The sequence below is a fragment of the Sphingomonas hankookensis genome (genome assembly GCF_028551275.1).
Classification (GTDB): Bacteria; Pseudomonadota; Alphaproteobacteria; order Sphingomonadales; family Sphingomonadaceae; genus Sphingomonas; species Sphingomonas hankookensis_A.
Genome location: NZ_CP117025.1, coordinates 527,193 through 543,161 on the forward strand (window position 1 = coordinate 527,193; position 15,969 = coordinate 543,161).

The 15,969-nt window shown below is 67.1% G+C and carries 13 protein-coding genes and 1 pseudogene; 2 read left to right on the forward strand and 12 right to left on the reverse strand.

Annotated features, from left to right (window positions below; all coding sequences use genetic code 11):
- The first annotated feature begins 6 nt into the window (after window positions 1–6).
- On the forward strand, window positions 7–1,233 hold the full coding sequence (locus tag PPZ50_RS02655; protein ID WP_066692661.1) for a spinster family MFS transporter: 1,227 nt from the start codon (window positions 7–9) through the stop codon (window positions 1,231–1,233).
- Between the two features lie 177 nt (window positions 1,234–1,410).
- Here the strand turns inward: PPZ50_RS02655 and PPZ50_RS02660 are convergent.
- The 7 genes and pseudogenes from PPZ50_RS02660 to rpmI all read right to left on the reverse strand — a co-directional run bounded on the left by PPZ50_RS02660 (window position 1,411) and on the right by rpmI (window position 8,888).
- A pseudogene (locus PPZ50_RS02660) lies at window positions 1,411–2,981 on the reverse strand (peptide chain release factor 3).
- A 311-nt stretch (window positions 2,982–3,292) separates the two neighbouring features.
- Window positions 3,293–4,162 (reverse strand): aldose 1-epimerase family protein, encoded by an 870-nt coding sequence (locus PPZ50_RS02665; RefSeq protein ID WP_066692666.1) that lies wholly within the window; start codon window positions 4,160–4,162, stop codon window positions 3,293–3,295.
- Window positions 4,159–6,522 (reverse strand): phenylalanine--tRNA ligase subunit beta, encoded by a 2,364-nt coding sequence (pheT, locus tag PPZ50_RS02670; RefSeq protein WP_066692669.1) that lies wholly within the window; start codon window positions 6,520–6,522, stop codon window positions 4,159–4,161. The genes PPZ50_RS02665 and pheT overlap by 4 nt, the downstream gene beginning before the upstream one ends.
- On the reverse strand, window positions 6,519–7,772 hold the full coding sequence (gene pheS, locus PPZ50_RS02675) for a phenylalanine--tRNA ligase subunit alpha (protein ID WP_066692670.1): 1,254 nt from the start codon (window positions 7,770–7,772) through the stop codon (window positions 6,519–6,521). Before pheS ends, pheT begins: the two co-directional genes overlap by 4 nt.
- 33 nt (window positions 7,773–7,805) lie before the next feature.
- Window positions 7,806–8,117: a GIY-YIG nuclease family protein gene (locus PPZ50_RS02680; protein WP_066692673.1), complete on the reverse strand. Its 312-nt coding sequence runs from the start codon at window positions 8,115–8,117 to the stop codon at window positions 7,806–7,808.
- Between the two features lie 182 nt (window positions 8,118–8,299).
- Complete coding sequence (gene rplT, locus PPZ50_RS02685) at window positions 8,300–8,671, reverse strand: 50S ribosomal protein L20 (protein WP_055757215.1); 372 nt, start codon at window positions 8,669–8,671, stop codon at window positions 8,300–8,302.
- A 13-nt stretch (window positions 8,672–8,684) separates the two neighbouring features.
- A complete protein-coding gene (rpmI, locus tag PPZ50_RS02690) occupies window positions 8,685–8,888 on the reverse strand; it encodes a 50S ribosomal protein L35 (protein WP_066692676.1) in 204 nt (67 codons plus the stop codon).
- 157 nt (window positions 8,889–9,045) lie between these two features.
- Between rpmI and PPZ50_RS02695 the strand changes: the two genes are divergently transcribed.
- Window positions 9,046–11,163 carry an AsmA family protein gene (locus PPZ50_RS02695; RefSeq protein WP_126014471.1) on the forward strand — a complete coding sequence of 706 codons (2,118 nt, stop codon included), beginning with the start codon at window positions 9,046–9,048 and terminating at the stop codon, window positions 11,161–11,163.
- 180 nt (window positions 11,164–11,343) lie between these two features.
- Here PPZ50_RS02695 and PPZ50_RS02700 read toward each other — a convergent pair whose 3' ends face one another.
- From PPZ50_RS02700 to PPZ50_RS02720, 5 genes are read right to left on the reverse strand one after another with little or no spacing between them, the layout of a single operon-like run.
- Complete coding sequence (locus PPZ50_RS02700) at window positions 11,344–12,123, reverse strand: SDR family oxidoreductase (protein WP_066692681.1); 780 nt, start codon at window positions 12,121–12,123, stop codon at window positions 11,344–11,346.
- Between the two features lie 11 nt (window positions 12,124–12,134).
- Window positions 12,135–12,902, reverse strand: a complete 768-nt coding sequence (locus PPZ50_RS02705) for an ABC transporter permease (protein WP_066692683.1) — start codon at window positions 12,900–12,902, stop codon at window positions 12,135–12,137.
- Window positions 12,899–13,834 (reverse strand): ABC transporter ATP-binding protein, encoded by a 936-nt coding sequence (locus tag PPZ50_RS02710; protein ID WP_066692685.1) that lies wholly within the window; start codon window positions 13,832–13,834, stop codon window positions 12,899–12,901. The genes PPZ50_RS02705 and PPZ50_RS02710 overlap by 4 nt, the downstream gene beginning before the upstream one ends.
- A gap of 43 nt (window positions 13,835–13,877) precedes the next feature.
- Entirely contained in the window at window positions 13,878–14,609 is a 732-nt protein-coding gene (locus tag PPZ50_RS02715; RefSeq protein WP_084401739.1) for a DsbA family protein, read from the reverse strand.
- Window positions 14,609–15,967, reverse strand: a complete 1,359-nt coding sequence (locus PPZ50_RS02720) for a M48 family metalloprotease (RefSeq protein WP_066692689.1) — start codon at window positions 15,965–15,967, stop codon at window positions 14,609–14,611. Before PPZ50_RS02720 ends, PPZ50_RS02715 begins: the two co-directional genes overlap by 1 nt.
- Window positions 15,968–15,969 lie beyond the last annotated feature (2 nt).

The window sequence follows — 15,969 nt, forward strand, 5'->3', positions numbered from 1 at the left end:
GACGACATGAAAAACCCCCGCATCACCCTCGCCATGTTGCTGCTGGTCTACAGCTTCAACTTCCTCGACCGGCAGATCCTCTCGATCCTGGCGCAGCCGGTGCAGCGCGACCTCGGCCTCGACGACGGGCAGATGGGGATGCTGGGCGGCCTCGCCTTCGCCGCGCTCTATTCGACGCTGGCGATCCCGCTCGCGCTGATCGCCGACCGCACCAGCCGCACCTGGGTCATCACCATCAGCCTCGCGGTGTGGAGCGGCTTCACCGCGCTATGCGGCGCGGCGCAGAATTTCACGCAGATGTTCCTGTTCCGCCTGGGCGTCGGCGTGGGGGAGGCGGGCGGCGTCGCCCCGTCCTATGCACTGATCGCCGACACCTTCCCGCCCGAACGCCGCGCCCGTGCACTCGCCATCTACTCGCTCGGTATCCCGCTCGGCGCAGCGGGCGGTGTGCTGCTCGGCGGCTATATTGCGCAGGCGGTCGAATGGCGCACCGCCTTCTACACGGTCGGCATCGCCGGCCTCGTCATCGCGCCCTTCTTCCGCTGGATCGTGCAGGACCCGCCCCGCGTCGCCGCCAGCGCCGACCGCATCCCCGTCGGCCGCGTCTTCGGCATCCTCGCGGCCAAACCCGGCTTCTGGCTGCTGGCGTTCGGCGCAGCGGCGGGATCGACCTGCGGCTATGGCGTCGGCTTCTGGCTGCCCAGCCTGATGATGCGCAGCTTCGGCCTCGACCTCGTCCAGTCGGCCCAGTTCATCGGCGCGCTGCTGCTGAGCGGCGGGGTGGCGGGCATCCTGCTCGGCGGGGCGCTCGGCGACCGGCTGGGCGCGCGGAACCGGCGCTGGTACGCGCTGCTGCCGGCGCTGTGCTACATACTGGGCACGCCGTTCTTCATCGCCGGGGTATTGTCGAGCAGCTGGATCGCTGCCTTCGCGCTGTTCGTGATCCCGCAGGCGCTGGTCTATGTCTGGCTCGGCCCGGTCCTGACCGCCGTCCAGCATCTGGTGCCCGCCCACATGCGTGCCACCGCTTCGGCCTGTTTCCTGCTCATCAACAACCTGATCGGGTTGGGCTTGGGCAGCTGGTTCGTCGGCCAATTGTCGAAGGCGCTGACCCCGACCTATGGCAACGAATCGCTCCGCTACGCCATCGCGGCGGCGCTGTGCCTGTATCTGGTCGCCGGCGCGCTGATGGCACTCGCCAGCCGCCGGCTGGGGCGCGATTGGGTGGCGTAGCAGCACCGACGCCCCCACCCGTATCCCCGCGAAGGCGGGGATCCAGACTATGCCATTACGGGAAAACCCAATTTGGAGAACGTATCCCCGCGAAGGCGGGGATCCAGAGCCAGGCAATGCAACGTCACGTTCGAAACCCTGGACCCCCGCCTGCGCGGGGGTACGGGATCAAGCGAACTACCGCTCCCGCGTCGCCGCGAACGCCACCTTCGAATAGCGGTCGGCAATATACCCGACCTCCCACGCGCTTTTCGCCAGGAACACCGGATTCCCGTCCCGATCCTTCGCCATCGCCGAGCGATGCAGATCGGTGAACGCCTTCAAATCCGCAGGATCGGCCGCCGACACCCAGCGTGCGGTTTCGAACGGCGCCATTTCCAGCCCCGCCGCGACTTTATATTCGACCTCCAGCCGGCTGAGCAGCACTTCCAGCTGCAACTGTCCGACCACCCCGATCACCCAGTTCGACCCGATATCGGGATAGAAGACCTGCGTGACGCCTTCCTCGGCCATGTCGTCCAGCGCCTTGCGCAACTGCTTGGTCTTGGTCGGGTCCTTCAGCACCACGCGCCGCAGGATTTCCGGCGCGAAGTTCGGCAGCCCGGTAAAGCGCACATCGGCCCGCTCCGACAGCGTATCGCCGACCCGGAGCGTCCCATGGTTCGGAATACCGATGATATCGCCCGGATAGGCCTCATCCGCCAGCTCGCGTTCGCGCGCGAAGAACAGGATGGGGGAGTGGATCGCGATCGGCTTGCCATGGCCGGTCGGGGTCAGTTTCATGCCGCGCTTGAACGTTCCCGAACACAGCCGCATGAACGCGATGCGGTCGCGGTGGTTCGGGTCCATGTTCGCCTGCACCTTGAACACGAAGCCGGTCACGCGGTCGTCGGTCGGATCGACCGGGGCGGGTTCGGCGGGCTGCGGGCGGGGCGGGGGGCGTGGCGCGCGATCGCGTCGATCAGCGAATCGACCCCGAATTCCTTCAGCGCCGACCCGAAATAGACCGGGGTCAGGTCGCCCGCGCGATACGCCGCACCGTCGAACGCGGCATAGCCCCCGGTGGCAAGCTCCGCCTCCTCGCGCAGCCGCTCGGCGCCTTCGGCCGACAGCACCTCGTCGATGCGCGCATCGTCCAGCCCGGTGAACTGCTCGACCTTGCCCTGAAAATCCTTGGTCCCGGCCTCGGGCTGCAACAGCCGGTTGTCGACCAGGTCGTAAATCCCCTCGAACTGCCCGCCCATGCCCGCCGGCCATGTCATCGGGCAGACGTCGAGCGCCAGCATGTCGGCGACTTCGTCCAGCAGCGCGAACGGGTCGCGACCCTCGCGATCGACCTTGTTGACGAAGGTGATGATCGGCACGCTGCGCAACCGGCACACTTCGAACAGCTTGCGCGTCTGCGGCTCGATCCCCTTGGCCGCGTCGATCACCATCACCGCCGAATCGACCGCGGTCAGCGTGCGATAGGTGTCCTCGGAAAAATCCTCGTGGCCCGGCGTGTCGAGCAGGTTGAAGGTCAACCCGTTCCGCTCGAACGTCATCACCGACGAGGTGACCGAAATTCCGCGCTGCTGCTCGATCTTCATCCAGTCCGACCGCGCGCGCCGCGCGGCGCCACGTGCCTTGACCTCGCCCGCCAGATGGATCGCACCGCCGAACAGCAGCAGCTTTTCGGTCAGCGTGGTCTTGCCGGCGTCGGGGTGGGAGATGATCGCAAAGGTGCGGCGATCGGAAATATGGTCCATCGCCGGCCTTTAGGGCCGGGCGGGGAGGGCGGCAAGATTCGGGTGCGTACGGCGGGGGAAGAAGAAGGTGGGTTCACGCGGAGGCGCGGAGGCGCGGAGAGAAGAAGGATTGCGCGCAGAGGCGCAGAGGACGCAGAGGAGTTGCGTGGGCGGCGAGGCTCCGCCGCGCCAGCGGCTCTTTCGCTCGTTGCCGCGAATGCAGCGGTCTCCCGAACGCACCCGCTCGCAGCGAACGCACCCCCTCAGCGTCCTCTGCGCCTCCGCGCGCAATCAACCTTACTCCTCCGCGTCTCCGCGCCTTCGCGTGAAAATCAACCTTCCAACGTCACCGACATAGCCGCCCGATGCGACTGCCCCGGCGCGACGCGGCGAATCCCCGGCTTGTCGAAGATGTCACCGGCAAATCCTTCCGGATCGGCAATCCCGTCCCACGGCTCGATACAAACGAAGCTCGCACCCGGCTTCGTCCAGATCCCCAGCTTCGGCATCCCCGGAAAATCGACCCGCAACTGCGGCCCGTCCGGCGCCCCGTACCGCACCCAACTACTTGCAACCGGGTCATAAACCAGCGCATCGTCCGCAAACAGATCGTCGGTCAGCGTCAGCACCCGATCGACCGCCGGATCGGGCCGACGCTCCGGCGCGATCGTGCCGTTGGCCGCAATCGCGGCGACCGTGCCAACTTCCGCGTCCGAAAACACCATCCGGTGCGCCGCCCGATCGCGTCCATAGGGCAGCGGCCACGCAAAGGCCGGATGAAACCCGATGCTCGCCGGCAGGTCGCGGTCGCCGGTATTGGTCACCGTCACCTCGCTATGGAGGGTTGCCCCCTCCAGCCGATGTTCCACGTGGAGCATGAACGCGAACGGATAGAGCTTCCGCGTCTCCGCATCGTCGACCAGCTCGAACCGCACGAAAGTATCGGAATGCGCAACCTTCGCGAACATCCGCCGCCGCGCAAAGCCGTGCTTGGCGAGGTGGTAGACCGCGCCACCCACATGATAGCGATCGTCCTGCACCGCGCCGATGATCGGGAACAGGATCGGCGCATGGCCGGTCCAGAACGCCGGATCGGCATTCGTCATCAGCTCGCGACCCTGCGCGTCCCGGATCGACTGCAATTCCGCGCCCAATGCCTCGACCGCGACCGTCAGCGTGCCGTTGCCCAGCGTCACCGTCATGCGCGCAAACTCCCGCCGATCTTCTTCGCCGCCGCCACGATCTTGTCCGAAATCGCCTTCAGTTCGACATCGGTGAAGCTCTTGGCGCCCGGCTGCAACGTGACCTCAATGGCGAGGCTCTTGTGGCCCGGCTCGACGCCCTGTCCGGCAAAGACGTCGAACAGCCGCGCATCGACGATCGCCGCCTTGTCCGCGCCGCGCACCGCGCGCACCAGCTGGTCGCCGGTCACGTCCTCGGCGACCAGGAATGCGAAATCGCGCGTCACCGCCTGCAACGCCGGCGGCGCATAGGCCGCGCGCATGAAGCCGCTGCCCCGCTTGGCCGGCAGCGCGTCGAGATAGATCTCCGCCGCCACCACGCCGCTGCCCAGGTCGAATGCCTTGGCGGTGGTCGGGTGCAGCACGCCGAAGCTCGCCAGCACCGTCTTCGGCCCCAGCCTGAGCGTCGCCGACTGGCCCGGATGGAACACGTCGCCGGCACCGTCCATCACCTGAAGATTGCCGACCGGCGCGCCCGCCGCCTCCAGCAGCGCCAGCACCTCCGCCTTGGCATCGAACGCGTCGAAGCCCTGCGCCTTGCCGGTCCGCCAGTTGCGCACCGCGCGCTCGCCCGACAGCACGATGCCCAATGTCGCGCGCTCACCCTCGGCCAGATAGCGCCGGCCGATCTCGAACAGCCGCACGCTCGACTGGCCCCGCTTCGCATTGCGCGCAGCCGCACTCAGCAGACCGGGCAGCAGCGACGGGCGCATCACGCGCATGTCGCTGGCGATCGGGTTCACCACCTCCCACGCGCCGCCGCCGAACGGGGCGGCTTCGTCGTCGGCGATGAAGCTCCACGTGATCGCTTCGGCCAGACCGCGCGCCGCCGCCGCGCGGCGCATCCGCCGCTCCAGCTTCTGTTCGGGCGTCGCCGTCGGCGTCGCCACTCCGGCAGGACGGTCGAGCGGGGTGGACGGCACCTTGTCCAGCCCCTCGATGCGGATCACTTCCTCGACCAGATCGGCCACGCCCTCGACATCGCGCCGCCACGACGGGACCGTCACCTGCCAGCCATCGCCAACCACGAAGCCCAGCCGTTCGAGAATGTCGCGCTGCCGGTCCTCGGCCACGTCCAGCCCGCCCAGCGTCGCGACGCGGCCAGGCTGATGCGTGATGACCCGCGGCTCGGTCGGCGGGCTGCCGGCCGTGGTCACGCGGCTCGCGGTCCCGCCGCACAGCCGCAGGACATAATCGGTCGCAATGGCCAGGCCCTGATCCAGAAACGCCGGATCGACCCCACGTTCGAACCGGGTGCGCGCATCGCTGGTCAGCGCCAGCTTCTGCCCCGTCCGCGCGATCGCCTCGGGCGTGAAATAGGCGCATTCGATCAGCACGTCGGTCGTCGTCTCCGACACGCCCGAATGCTCGCCGCCCATGATCCCGCCAATGTCGTGCACCGCCGCGTCGTCGGCGATCACCGTCTCGCCGCCGTCCAGCGTATAGGACTTGCCGTTCAGCGCGACGACGCTTTCGCTCGGGCGAGCCTGCCGCGCGACCAGCCCACCGTCGAGCTTCGCCATGTCATAGACGTGCAGCGGCCGCCCCAGATCGAACATCACGTAATTGGTGATGTCGACCAGTGTCGAAATCGGCTTCTGCCCGATCGCGTTCAGCCGCCGGCGCATCCACTCCGGCGACTCGCCATTGGTCAGCCCGCGCACCGCCTGCGCATAGAAGGCCGGGCAGCCCGCCGCGTCCTCGACCCGCACGTCGGGGCCATCGCCTTCGCCCGCGACCACCGGCACCGCCAGCGGTTTCAGCGTCCCATAACCCGCCGCCGCCAGGTCGCGCGCAATCCCGCGCACGCCCATACAGTCCTGCCGGTTCGGCGTGACGCTGATGTCGATCACCGGATCGTCCAGCCCGGCGTAGGCGGGGAAGGGGGTGCCGGCCGGTGCATCGGCGGGCAGTTCGATGATCCCGTCATGATCCTCGCCCAGCTCCAGTTCGCGGGTCGAACACATCATGCCGTTGGATTCGACGCCGCGGATCGCCGCGACCTTCAGCACCATGCCATTGGCCGGCACCGTCGCGCCGGGCATCCCGAACACGCCGACCAGCCCCGCACGGGCATTGGGCGCGCCGCACACCACCTGCAACGGGCCGTCGCCGGCGTCGACCGACAGTACCTGCAGCTTGTCCGCCTGCGGATGCGGTTCGGCGGTCAGCACGCGGGCGACGCGGAACGCGGCCAGCTTCTCGCCCGGATTCTCGACGCCCTCGACCTCCAGCCCGATCGCGTTCAGCGCGCCCAGGATCGTGTCGAGCGACGCATCGGTGTCGAGATGCTCGTGCAGCCAGCTCAGGGTGAACTTCATGCGCCTACTCCCCCCGACAGCGTGGGAACGTCCAGCGCCGCAAAGCCATAATGTTTCAACCAGCGCAGATCGCCGTCGAAGAACGGGCGCAGATCGTCCATGCCGTATTTCAGCATCGCCAGCCGGTCGACGCCGGTGCCGAACGCAAATCCCTGCCACTCATCGGGGTCGAGCCCGCACGCGGCGATGACCTTGGGATGGACCATGCCGCTGCCCAGCACCTCCATCCAGCCGCCATTGCCCTTGGTCGGATCACCGCCGACGACGCGCCGACCCTTTTCCAGCGTATAGCCGATATCGACCTCTGCCGACGGTTCGGTGAACGGAAAATAGCTCGGGCGCAGCCGCAGCACGATATCGTCGCGCTCGAAATAGGCCTTCAGGAACGTCTCCAGCGTCCATTTGAGATGCCCCATATGGATGCCGCGATCGATGACCAAGCCCTCGATCTGGTGGAACATTGGCGTGTGGGTCGCGTCGCTGTCGCTGCGATAGACCCGGCCCGGTGCGATGATGCGGATCGGAGGTTGCTGGGTCATCATCGTGCGGATCTGGACCGGCGATGTATGGGTCCGGAGCACGAACCGTTCCACGGTTCGGTCCTGCTCCGGACCGGCCGGCGGTGCATCTGCACCGTCCGACGGCGACGGGCTTTGCCCGGCGCGGGCCGATGGGATCGCGCCGGTGGCGGAGCCACCGTCGTCGGACGGTGCAGATGCACCGCCGGCCGCGCTTTCGCTGGTCTCGCCCTGCGGGCTTCGGCGCTGCGCGTAGAACGTATCGTGCATCGCGCGCGCCGGGTGTGTCTCCGGAATATTGAGCGCGGTGAAGTTATGCCAGTCGTCCTCGATCTCCGGCCCCGTCGCGACGGCAAAGCCCAGATCGGCGAAGATCTCCGCCAGTTCGTCCATCACTTGGGCAACCGGATGCACCCCACCCGGCGCGATCCGGTCGACCGGCAGCGTCAGGTCGACCCGCTCGCTCGCCAGCTTGGCCGCCAGCGCCTTTGCTTCGAGGTCCGCCTTGCGCGCACCGATCGCCCCGGTCACCGCCTCGCGCAGCGCGTGGATGCCGGGCGCGACCGTCTGGCGTTCTTCGGGCGACAGGCCGCCCAGCGTCTTGAGCAGGCCGGTGATCGCCCCCTGCTTGCCCAGTGCATGAACACGCACCGCCTCCAGCGCGTCGACGCCGGCAGAGGCATCGATGGCGGCGAGCAGGTCGGCACGCAATTGGTCGAGATCGGGGGTCACGGTCGCTCCGGTGGTCGGGATAGGCGACCGGCTTTATTGCGGAACGGGAAAGAAGCCTAGCCCCGAGGACAGGTCGGACCAGTGGGGGTTGTCCCGCTCGACCAGATTCTGCTTCCAGTCGCGGTTCCACTTCTTGATCCGCTTCTCACGCTGGATCGCGGCGTCCATGGTCTCATGCCGTTCGAACCAGACGAGGCGGTGGCAGTCATGGTCGGCGGTGAAGCCGGGGAAGCTGCCGCTGCGATGCTGGTGCAGGCGCTGGATCAGGTTGCTGGTGACGCCGGTGTAGATGGTGCCGTTGCGACGGCTGGCGACGATGTACACGCAAGGTTCGAAGATGCGCATTCGCCCGCCCCTATTCGTCGTTCCCGCGCAGGCGGGAACCCATACACGCTGACGATGCTAATAGAGCCGAGACGCCAGCGTCTATGGATTCCCGCCTGCGCGGGAATGACGAAGCCCCAAAAGAAAAACGCCGGCAGGTCACCCCACCGGCGTCTTTCATCCCGCAAACAGGAACCGTGCGCTTACGCGGCGGCCTGTTCCGGCAGGGCGGCCTTCGCCTGCGCGACGATCGCCTTGAAGGCGGCCTCTTCGTGCATCGCGATATCGGCCAGGACCTTCCGGTCGAGTTCGATGCCGGCCAGCTTGCAGCCGTGCATGAACTGCGAATAGGTGATGCCCTCCGCGCGGACACCGGCGTTGATGCGCTGGATCCACAGACCACGGAAGGTCCGCTTCTTCACCTTGCGGTCGCGATAAGCGTACTGACCGGCCTTTTCGACGGCCTGGCGAGCGATGCGGATCGTGTTCTTGCGACGGCCATAATAGCCCTTCGCCTGATCCAAAATGCGCTTGTGCTTCGCCTTGGTGGTCGTGCCGCGCTTGATACGTGCCATGCTTCAGTACTCCTTAACGAAGGCCGTAAGGCGCCCACGCCTTGATGCGAGCCACATCGGCGTCGGCCAGGACCGAGGTCCCGCGGTTCTGACGGATATACTTCGCATTGTGCGAGATCAGGCGGTGACGCTTGCCGGCGACGCCGTGCTTCACCTTGCCGGTGGCGGTGAACTTGAAGCGCTTCTTCACGCCGCTCTTGGTCTTGAGCTTGGGCATTTTGGTCTCCTCAAAAATCACGACGTGCGGATTGCCGCGGCAGCCCCAGATGGCCGGGCGAATCCCTAAAAGGTCGTGGAAAGAGCGCGCCCCTAACCCGCCTGTCACCAAAACGCAACCGCCGGAACTCGTTTCGCCCCCGAACGCTGTTGCCGCGATGGCCGAGCTTTCCCCGACTGAAGGCGCTCCCGACGCCCCCCGCCGCCGCGACTGGCGGCGGATCGCGATTCGGACGCTGATCGGCATCGTCGCGGCGATTGTCCTGGCCTGGCTGATCCTGTTCGTCACCAAGGGCCGGTTCCTGAAGGGCACGTTCGAACGAATCGCCTCGTCGCAGAGCGGCCGCACGGTGCGCGTCGCGGGCGACTTCCAGTTCTACTTCAACCCCATCGACCTCAAATTCCTCGCCGAGGGACTGTCGGTATCGAACCCCGCCTGGGCCGGGGGCGGCAATCTGTTCGAGGCGAAGAAGCTCGACAGCTCGACCGCCACGCTGACCTTCCTGTTCGGACGCCGCCGCGTCAACTGGCTCGAACTCGACGGCGCGCGGGCCGACCTGCACTGGGACGCGGCACGCAAGCGTAACACCTGGACGTTCGGCGATCCGAACAAGCCCGGCAAGAAGCTCGACCTGCCGGTCGTGCGCAGCGGGATCTTCCGCGATACGCAGATTCGTTACCGCGACCCGCAATTTCTGCTCGACGGGACGTTCGACCTCGACACGACGATCAGCGAAGGCACCCAGTTCGCCAGCGCGATCCGGGCGACCGGGCGCGGCACGGTGCGCGGCCGTCCGTTCCGCCTGACCGGGCAACTCCAATCGCCCAATGCGACGATCCGCGGGGGGCAGAATCAGCTGACCGCCCGGATCGAGGTCGCCCGTTCGGTCGCGATCGTCGCCGGCACGCTGCCCGGCCCGACCCAGCTCGACGGATCGAACCTCGCCGTCCGCCTGCGGGGGGCAAATTTGGCCGACGTCTTCGCGGTGCTCGGCATCGTCACCCCCGACACCCGCACCTATCGCCTGACCGGACGCATGACCAAGGACGGGCCGGACTGGAAATTCACCCGGTTGAAGGGCGTGTTCGGCGACAGCGACCTCGCCGGCAGCCTGACCGTTACCCAGCGCGAACCGCGCCTGCTGCTCACCGCCGACCTGACCTCGCGCAGGCTGGATATCGTCGATATGTCGGCATTCGTCGGCTACGACCTTGAGCGTATCGAAGCGCAGGGCGCCGCCGGTGCGATCGTCCGCGAAGGCGGCGCCCCCCGCCTGCTCCCCGATGCCCGGCTGAACGTCGAGGCGCTCAGGAATTTCGATGCAAAGGTCCGCTACAAGGTCGGCAATGTCCGCGCGCGCAGCCTGCCGGTGTCGAATGTCGACCTGACCCTCGACCTGAACGACCGGCTGCTCAAACTCTCGCCGCTGACCTTCGCCATGGCGCGCGGCAATGTCGCGTCGGACATCGTGATCGACGCCCGCCGCCGTCCGGCGGTCACCGATTACGACATCCGCCTGTCGCCGACGCCGATGGGACGGCTGCTCGCCGGCTGGGGCGTCGAAGAAGCCGGCACCACCGGCACGGTCAAGGCGCGCGTCCAGCTGACCGGCACCGGCGACACCGTCCACGACTCGCTTGCCGCCTCCAACGGCCGCATCGCGATCATCCTGCCCGCCGGCAGCTTCTGGACCCGCAATGTCCAGCTGTCCGAACTCGACCTCGGCACCTTCGCGCAGAAGATGTTCGAGGGGAAATTGAAGGAACCGGTGCGGATCAACTGCGGCCTGATCGGCTTCACCGTGCGACAGGGGGTGGCGGCGGCAGACCCGATCCTGATCGATACGCAGAAGAATGTGATGCTCGGGCGTGGCGGCTTCAGCTTCCGCAACGAATCGATCGATCTTGCGGTACGGGCCGATTCGAAGAAATTCTCGCTCTTTGCCGGCCAGTCGCCGGTCGGCATCGGCGGCTATTTCGCGGCACCGCGCTATTCGGTCCTCAGCCCCGAACTGCTGGGCCGCGCCGGCGCCGGACTCGGCCTTGCCACCGTGGTCACCCCGCTCGCCGGTGTGCTGGCCTTTGTCGATCCGGGCGATGCGAAGGGGGCGGCGTGCGGCCCGGTCCTCGCCGGTGCCACCGCCCGGGCGCAGCGCACGACCAAGGGCGAGGCGCGGGACGATGTCGGTCGCGGGACGACGGCCAAGGCGGAAGACGGCCGCTCGAACAAGGGCGAGCGCAAGGAGCAGCGGAAGAAGTTTCTCGGGATTTTTTGAATCACGCGGAGGCGCGGAGAGGTCGCGCCTGTGGCGACCGATTGCGTGCGGGAGACCATCGTCTCCGCTGCAACGATGACTGAACGCCGCTGTCGCGGCAGACTTCCCCGCGAGCGCAACTCCTCCGCGTCTCTGCGCGAAATCTACCTTAAGAACCCTCTTCGCGCCTTCGCGTGAAAATCAGAGAATCCCCGGAAACGCCCCGCCATCGATCAACAGGCTCTGCCCGGTGATGAATCCGGCCTTGTCCGAACACAGGAACGCACAGGCCGCGCCGAACTCGGCGGGATCGCCGATCCGCTTCGCCGGGATCGACTCCGCCCGCTTCGCCTTTTCCTCGGCCGGGGTCGTGCCGTTCTTCTTCGCCGCCGCCTCGGTCATCGACGCGATGCGCGCGGTGTCGAACGATCCGGGCAGCAGCCCGTTGATCGTGACGTTCGACCCCGCCACCTGCCGCGCAATCCCCGCGACGAAGCCCGTCAGCCCGGCACGCGCCCCGCTCGACAGGTCGAGTCCCGGCAGCGGCATCTTGACCGATCCGGAGGTGATGTTGACCACCCGCCCGAACCCGCGCTCGACCATCCCCGGCAATACCGCCTGAATCAACAGGGCAGGGGTGACGAAATTCGCTTCGATCCCGGCGCGGATGCCGTCGGCTTCCAGCTCGGTATAGGGTTTGAGCGGCGGCCCGCCATTGTTGTTGACGAGGATGTCGGGGTCCGGACAGGCAGCGAGCAACGCCGCGCGGCCCTCCTCGGTCGACAGGTCGCCGACGACCTCGATTACCGTCACCCCGGTCTCCGCCCGGATCGCCGCCGCCGTCTCGGTCAGCTTCGCCGTATCGCGCCCGTTGACGACGACATCGACCCCGGCCCGCGCCAGTTCCAGCGCGCACGCCCGGCCGAGGCCGGCGCTCGACGCGCACACGATCGCCTTGCGGCCGGCAATTCCTAGATCCATCGTGTCCGTCCCTATTTCTTGAGCCGCCATCCGGTGCGGAAGATCATGGTGATGACGGTCACGCAGATCAGCAGGAAGCCCAGGGTCGCCCCCAGGCTGGCCGCCACCGAAACATCGCCCGTCCCGAAGAATGTCCAGCGGAACCCGCTGATCAGATAGACGATCGGGTTGAACAGGCTGATCGTACGCCACACGCCCGGCAGCATGTCGATCGAATAGAATGCCCCGCCCAGGAACGTCAGCGGCGTCACCACCAGCAACGGGATGACCTGCAACTGTTCGAACCCCTTGGCCCACAGTCCGAGGATGAAGCCGAACAGGCAGAAGGTGATCGCCACCAGCAGCAGATAGCATAGCGCCCAGAACGGATGCGCGACGCTGACGTCGACGAACAGATGCGCGGTTGCAAAGATCACCAGCGCGACGATCGTCGACTTGGTCGCCGCCGCGCCGACATAGCCGACCAGCGTCTCCAGCGTGGAGATGGGCGCCGACAGCAATTCATAGATGGTGCCCGACCATTTCGGCATGAAGATGCCGAAACTGGCATTGAAGATGCTCTCGGTCAGCATCGTCAGCATCATCAGCCCCGGCACGATGAACGCGCCATAGGGGACGCCCGACACCTCGTTCATCCGGCTGCCGATCGCGGTGCCGAACACCACGAAATAGAGCGAGGTGGTGATGACCGGCGTCATCAGCGAGGTCCAGATCGTCCGCCCGAACCGCGCCAGTTCAAAGCGATAGATCGCCAGCACGCCATGCCAGTTGAACGTCATGCCCGGCCCTCCTGTTCATGGACCAGCCCGACGAAGATATCCTCGAGGCTCGATTGCTTGGTCGCGATGTCCTTCCACGCGATGCCGGCCTCGTCGGCGGCACGCAGCAGCGCGCGCACGCCATTATCCTCGGCATTGGCATCGAAGGCGAAGGTCAGCGCATGGCCTTCGTCGGTCAGCTCCAGCGGCCAGTGCGACAGCGCCGCCGGCACCGCCGGCAGCGGATCGGACAGCGTCAGCGTCAGCGTCTTCTTGCCCAGCTTGCGCATCAGCGCCTGCTTCTCGTCGACCAGGATCAGCTTGCCCTTGGCGATCACCCCCACCCGGTCGGCCATTTCCTCGGCCTCCTCGATATAATGGGTGGTCAGGATGATGGTGACGCCGCGCTCGCGAAGGTCGTGGACCAGCCGCCACATGTCGCGGCGCAGTTCGACATCGACCCCGGCGGTCGGTTCGTCGAGGAACAGGATGTCGGGTTCGTGGCTCAGCGCCTTGGCGATCATTACCCGTCGTTTCATGCCGCCCGACAGCTCGGTCATCTTCGCATCGCGCTTGTCCCACAGGGTCAGGTCACGCAGCAGCTTCTCGATGAACGCCGGGTCGCCATGCCGCCCGAACAGTCGCCTGGAAAAGGTGACCGTCGCCATCACGCTTTCGAACGCATCGGTCAGCAATTCCTGCGGCACCAGCCCGATCCGGGTCCGCGTCTCGCGATAGTCGCTGACCGTGTCGAACCCGGCGGCGGTGATCGTCCCCGCGCTCGCCGTCACGATGCCGCAGATGATGCTGATCAGCGTCGTCTTGCCCGCGCCGTTCGGCCCCAGCAGCGCGAAAATCTCGCCCTTCGCAATGTCGAGGTCGGTCGGCTGGAGCGCGACGGTGCCCGACTTGTACGTCTTGGCGACGCCCCGGATCGAAAGAATGGTTTCCATGGCAACGGCTTGTTCCACGCTTCGATGACCGGGGGAAGTCGCCTCAGGTCGCCGGTGTCGATTTCGCCTTGCGGGCATCGGCCACCGCGGTCTGCAGCGCGGGCAGCGTCTGCGCACCGCTCAGCACCTGGTCGCCGACCACCCAGGACGGGGTGCCGGTAAAGCCCAGCGTGCCTGCCGTCTTCAGGTTGCGCTCGATCTCGCCCACGACCTGCGGCGACTGGATCGCGGTGCGGGCGGCGGCAATGTCGAGGCCCGCGGTTGCAGCGGCCTGCTGGATCGACGCCTCGTCCACCCGGCCGCTGGCATAGAGGGCGTCGTGGAACGGCTTGAACTTGTTCTGGAGCGCGGCGGCGAGCGCCCACTCTGCGGCGCTGCGGCTGTCGGGTGACAGAATCGGCAGCTCGCGATAAACGATGCGGACGTTCGGATCGCCCGCGATCAGGCCGGTGATCGCCGGCAGGCTGGCGCGACAGAAGCCGCAGGCATAGTCGAGATAGGCGACCACGCTGACATCGCCGTTCGGATTGCCGGCGATCGCGCCGGGGAAGGGCTCGACGATAGCGTCGCGATTGGCCGCCACCGCCTTGCCCGATTCCTTCGCCTGCAACCGCCGCATGGCTTCGGGCAGGATTTCGGGATTGGCGAGGATATAGTCGCGCACCACCGTCTCGGTCGCGGCACGATCGCCGGAATACTTGCCTGCTACGATCGCTCCGCCCGCGCCCGCCAATGCCGCCGCCGCCAGCATCAACGCATTTCCGATTCTACCCATCATCCTCCCCGGCGGCGCCGCTGGCGCTGTTCTTCCTCGAACGCCGTCTGCGACGTCATTTGAATATCCTGCGCCCGAATCCAGTCCCGCGACCCTTGTGGCAGCAACCCCATCGCCCGCCGCGCGCTGGCCAGCGCCATGCGCGAATCGCCTGCCAGCGACGCATATTCCGCCATCGCCAGCGCGACCCGCGCCGGATCGCCGCGCCGTTCGTACAGGATACTCAGCTGATACCACGCGAACGGGTTCTGGTTGTCGCGCGCGATCGCCTGTTTCAGCACCCGTTCCGCCTCGTCCAGCAGCGCAGGGTCCTCGGCGGCGATCAGCGCGTGGCCGAAGGTCGCGGCGATCAGCGGCGACGACCGCGTCCGCTCGGTCGCCTCGCGCAGCGGCGCCAGCGCGTCCTTCGGCTTGCCCGATTCGAGCAGGATCTGCCCCTCGAGTTCGAGGAAATAGGGATCGTCGGGCGCGGCCTTCACCAGCGCCAGCGTCTCCGCTGCCGCCTGCTCGGGGTAGCCCGACTTGTGATAGGCATAGGCGCGCGCATAATGGGCGTACACGCTCTGGTCGCTGGCCGGATAGCGGCGCAGCGTGTCCTTCGGATCGCTGACATAGCCGCGCAATTTGGCCTGCACCCGCTTGAACCGTGTCTCCAGCGCCTGATCGGTCGGCGCCTTGAACGACGGCGACGCCTGCACGTCCTGCGTCAGGTTGGCGATGCGTTCGCCGGTCAGCGGGTGGGTGCGCTGATAGCCATTGTCCTGCGGGATCGCGAGGCGATATTCCATGTTCTGGAGCTTCTTGAAGAAGTCCAGCATCCCCTGACCCGAGATATTGGCCCCCCGCAGGAACCGGGCACCGGCGGCATCGGCCGAGCTTTCCTGCGTGCGACTGAACGCCAGATAGCTGCCCATCGCGGCCTGTTGTCCGGCGGCGAGGATGCCCGCCCCGGCTTCGCCCGCGCCCGCCGCCATCGCGGCCACGCCCAGCAACAGGCTGAGCACGGTGATGCCGGTCGCCGGGGCCATGCCGCGCCCGGCCAGGGGCACGTGCCCGCCGACGATATGGCCGATCTCGTGCGCGACGACGCCTTGCACCTCGTTCGCATCGTCCGCCGCGTCGATCAGCCCGCTATGGATATAGACCGTCTGTCCGCCCGCGACGAAAGCGTTGATCGACTTGTCCTGTAGCAACACGACGTTGAAGTTGCGCGGGTCGAGGCCCGCGGCGACCGCGATCGGGCGCGACATGTCGTTCAGCAGCGCTTCCGTCTCGGCATCGCGCAGCATCGACTGGGCGGCGGCGGGCTGCGTCAGCAGGAGGATGGCGGCGACAATGCCGCCGAGCGCGCGCTTCATGA

What these genes read in the sequence shown, in the direction of transcription:
- PPZ50_RS02680 (WP_066692673.1), bottom strand. Translation starts at nt 8,117, where the DNA reads ATGCGCATCTTCGAACCTTGCGTGTACATCGTCGCCAGCCGTCGCAAC.
- PPZ50_RS02700 (WP_066692681.1), bottom strand. Translation starts at nt 12,123, where the DNA reads ATGGATCTAGGAATTGCCGGCCGCAAGGCGATCGTGTGCGCGTCGAGC.
- PPZ50_RS02710 (WP_066692685.1), bottom strand. Translation starts at nt 13,834, where the DNA reads ATGGAAACCATTCTTTCGATCCGGGGCGTCGCCAAGACGTACAAGTCG.
- pheT (WP_066692669.1), bottom strand. Translation starts at nt 6,522, where the DNA reads ATGAAGTTCACCCTGAGCTGGCTGCACGAGCATCTCGACACCGATGCG.
- PPZ50_RS02705 (WP_066692683.1), bottom strand. Translation starts at nt 12,902, where the DNA reads ATGACGTTCAACTGGCATGGCGTGCTGGCGATCTATCGCTTTGAACTG.
- PPZ50_RS02655 (WP_066692661.1), top strand. Translation starts at nt 7, where the DNA reads ATGAAAAACCCCCGCATCACCCTCGCCATGTTGCTGCTGGTCTACAGC.
- PPZ50_RS02695 (WP_126014471.1), top strand. Translation starts at nt 9,046, where the DNA reads ATGGCCGAGCTTTCCCCGACTGAAGGCGCTCCCGACGCCCCCCGCCGC.
- rplT (WP_055757215.1), bottom strand. Translation starts at nt 8,671, where the DNA reads ATGGCACGTATCAAGCGCGGCACGACCACCAAGGCGAAGCACAAGCGC.
- PPZ50_RS02665 (WP_066692666.1), bottom strand. Translation starts at nt 4,162, where the DNA reads ATGACGGTGACGCTGGGCAACGGCACGCTGACGGTCGCGGTCGAGGCA.
- PPZ50_RS02715 (WP_084401739.1), bottom strand. Translation starts at nt 14,609, where the DNA reads ATGGGTAGAATCGGAAATGCGTTGATGCTGGCGGCGGCGGCATTGGCG.
- PPZ50_RS02720 (WP_066692689.1), bottom strand. Translation starts at nt 15,967, where the DNA reads ATGAAGCGCGCGCTCGGCGGCATTGTCGCCGCCATCCTCCTGCTGACG.
- rpmI (WP_066692676.1), bottom strand. Translation starts at nt 8,888, where the DNA reads ATGCCCAAGCTCAAGACCAAGAGCGGCGTGAAGAAGCGCTTCAAGTTC.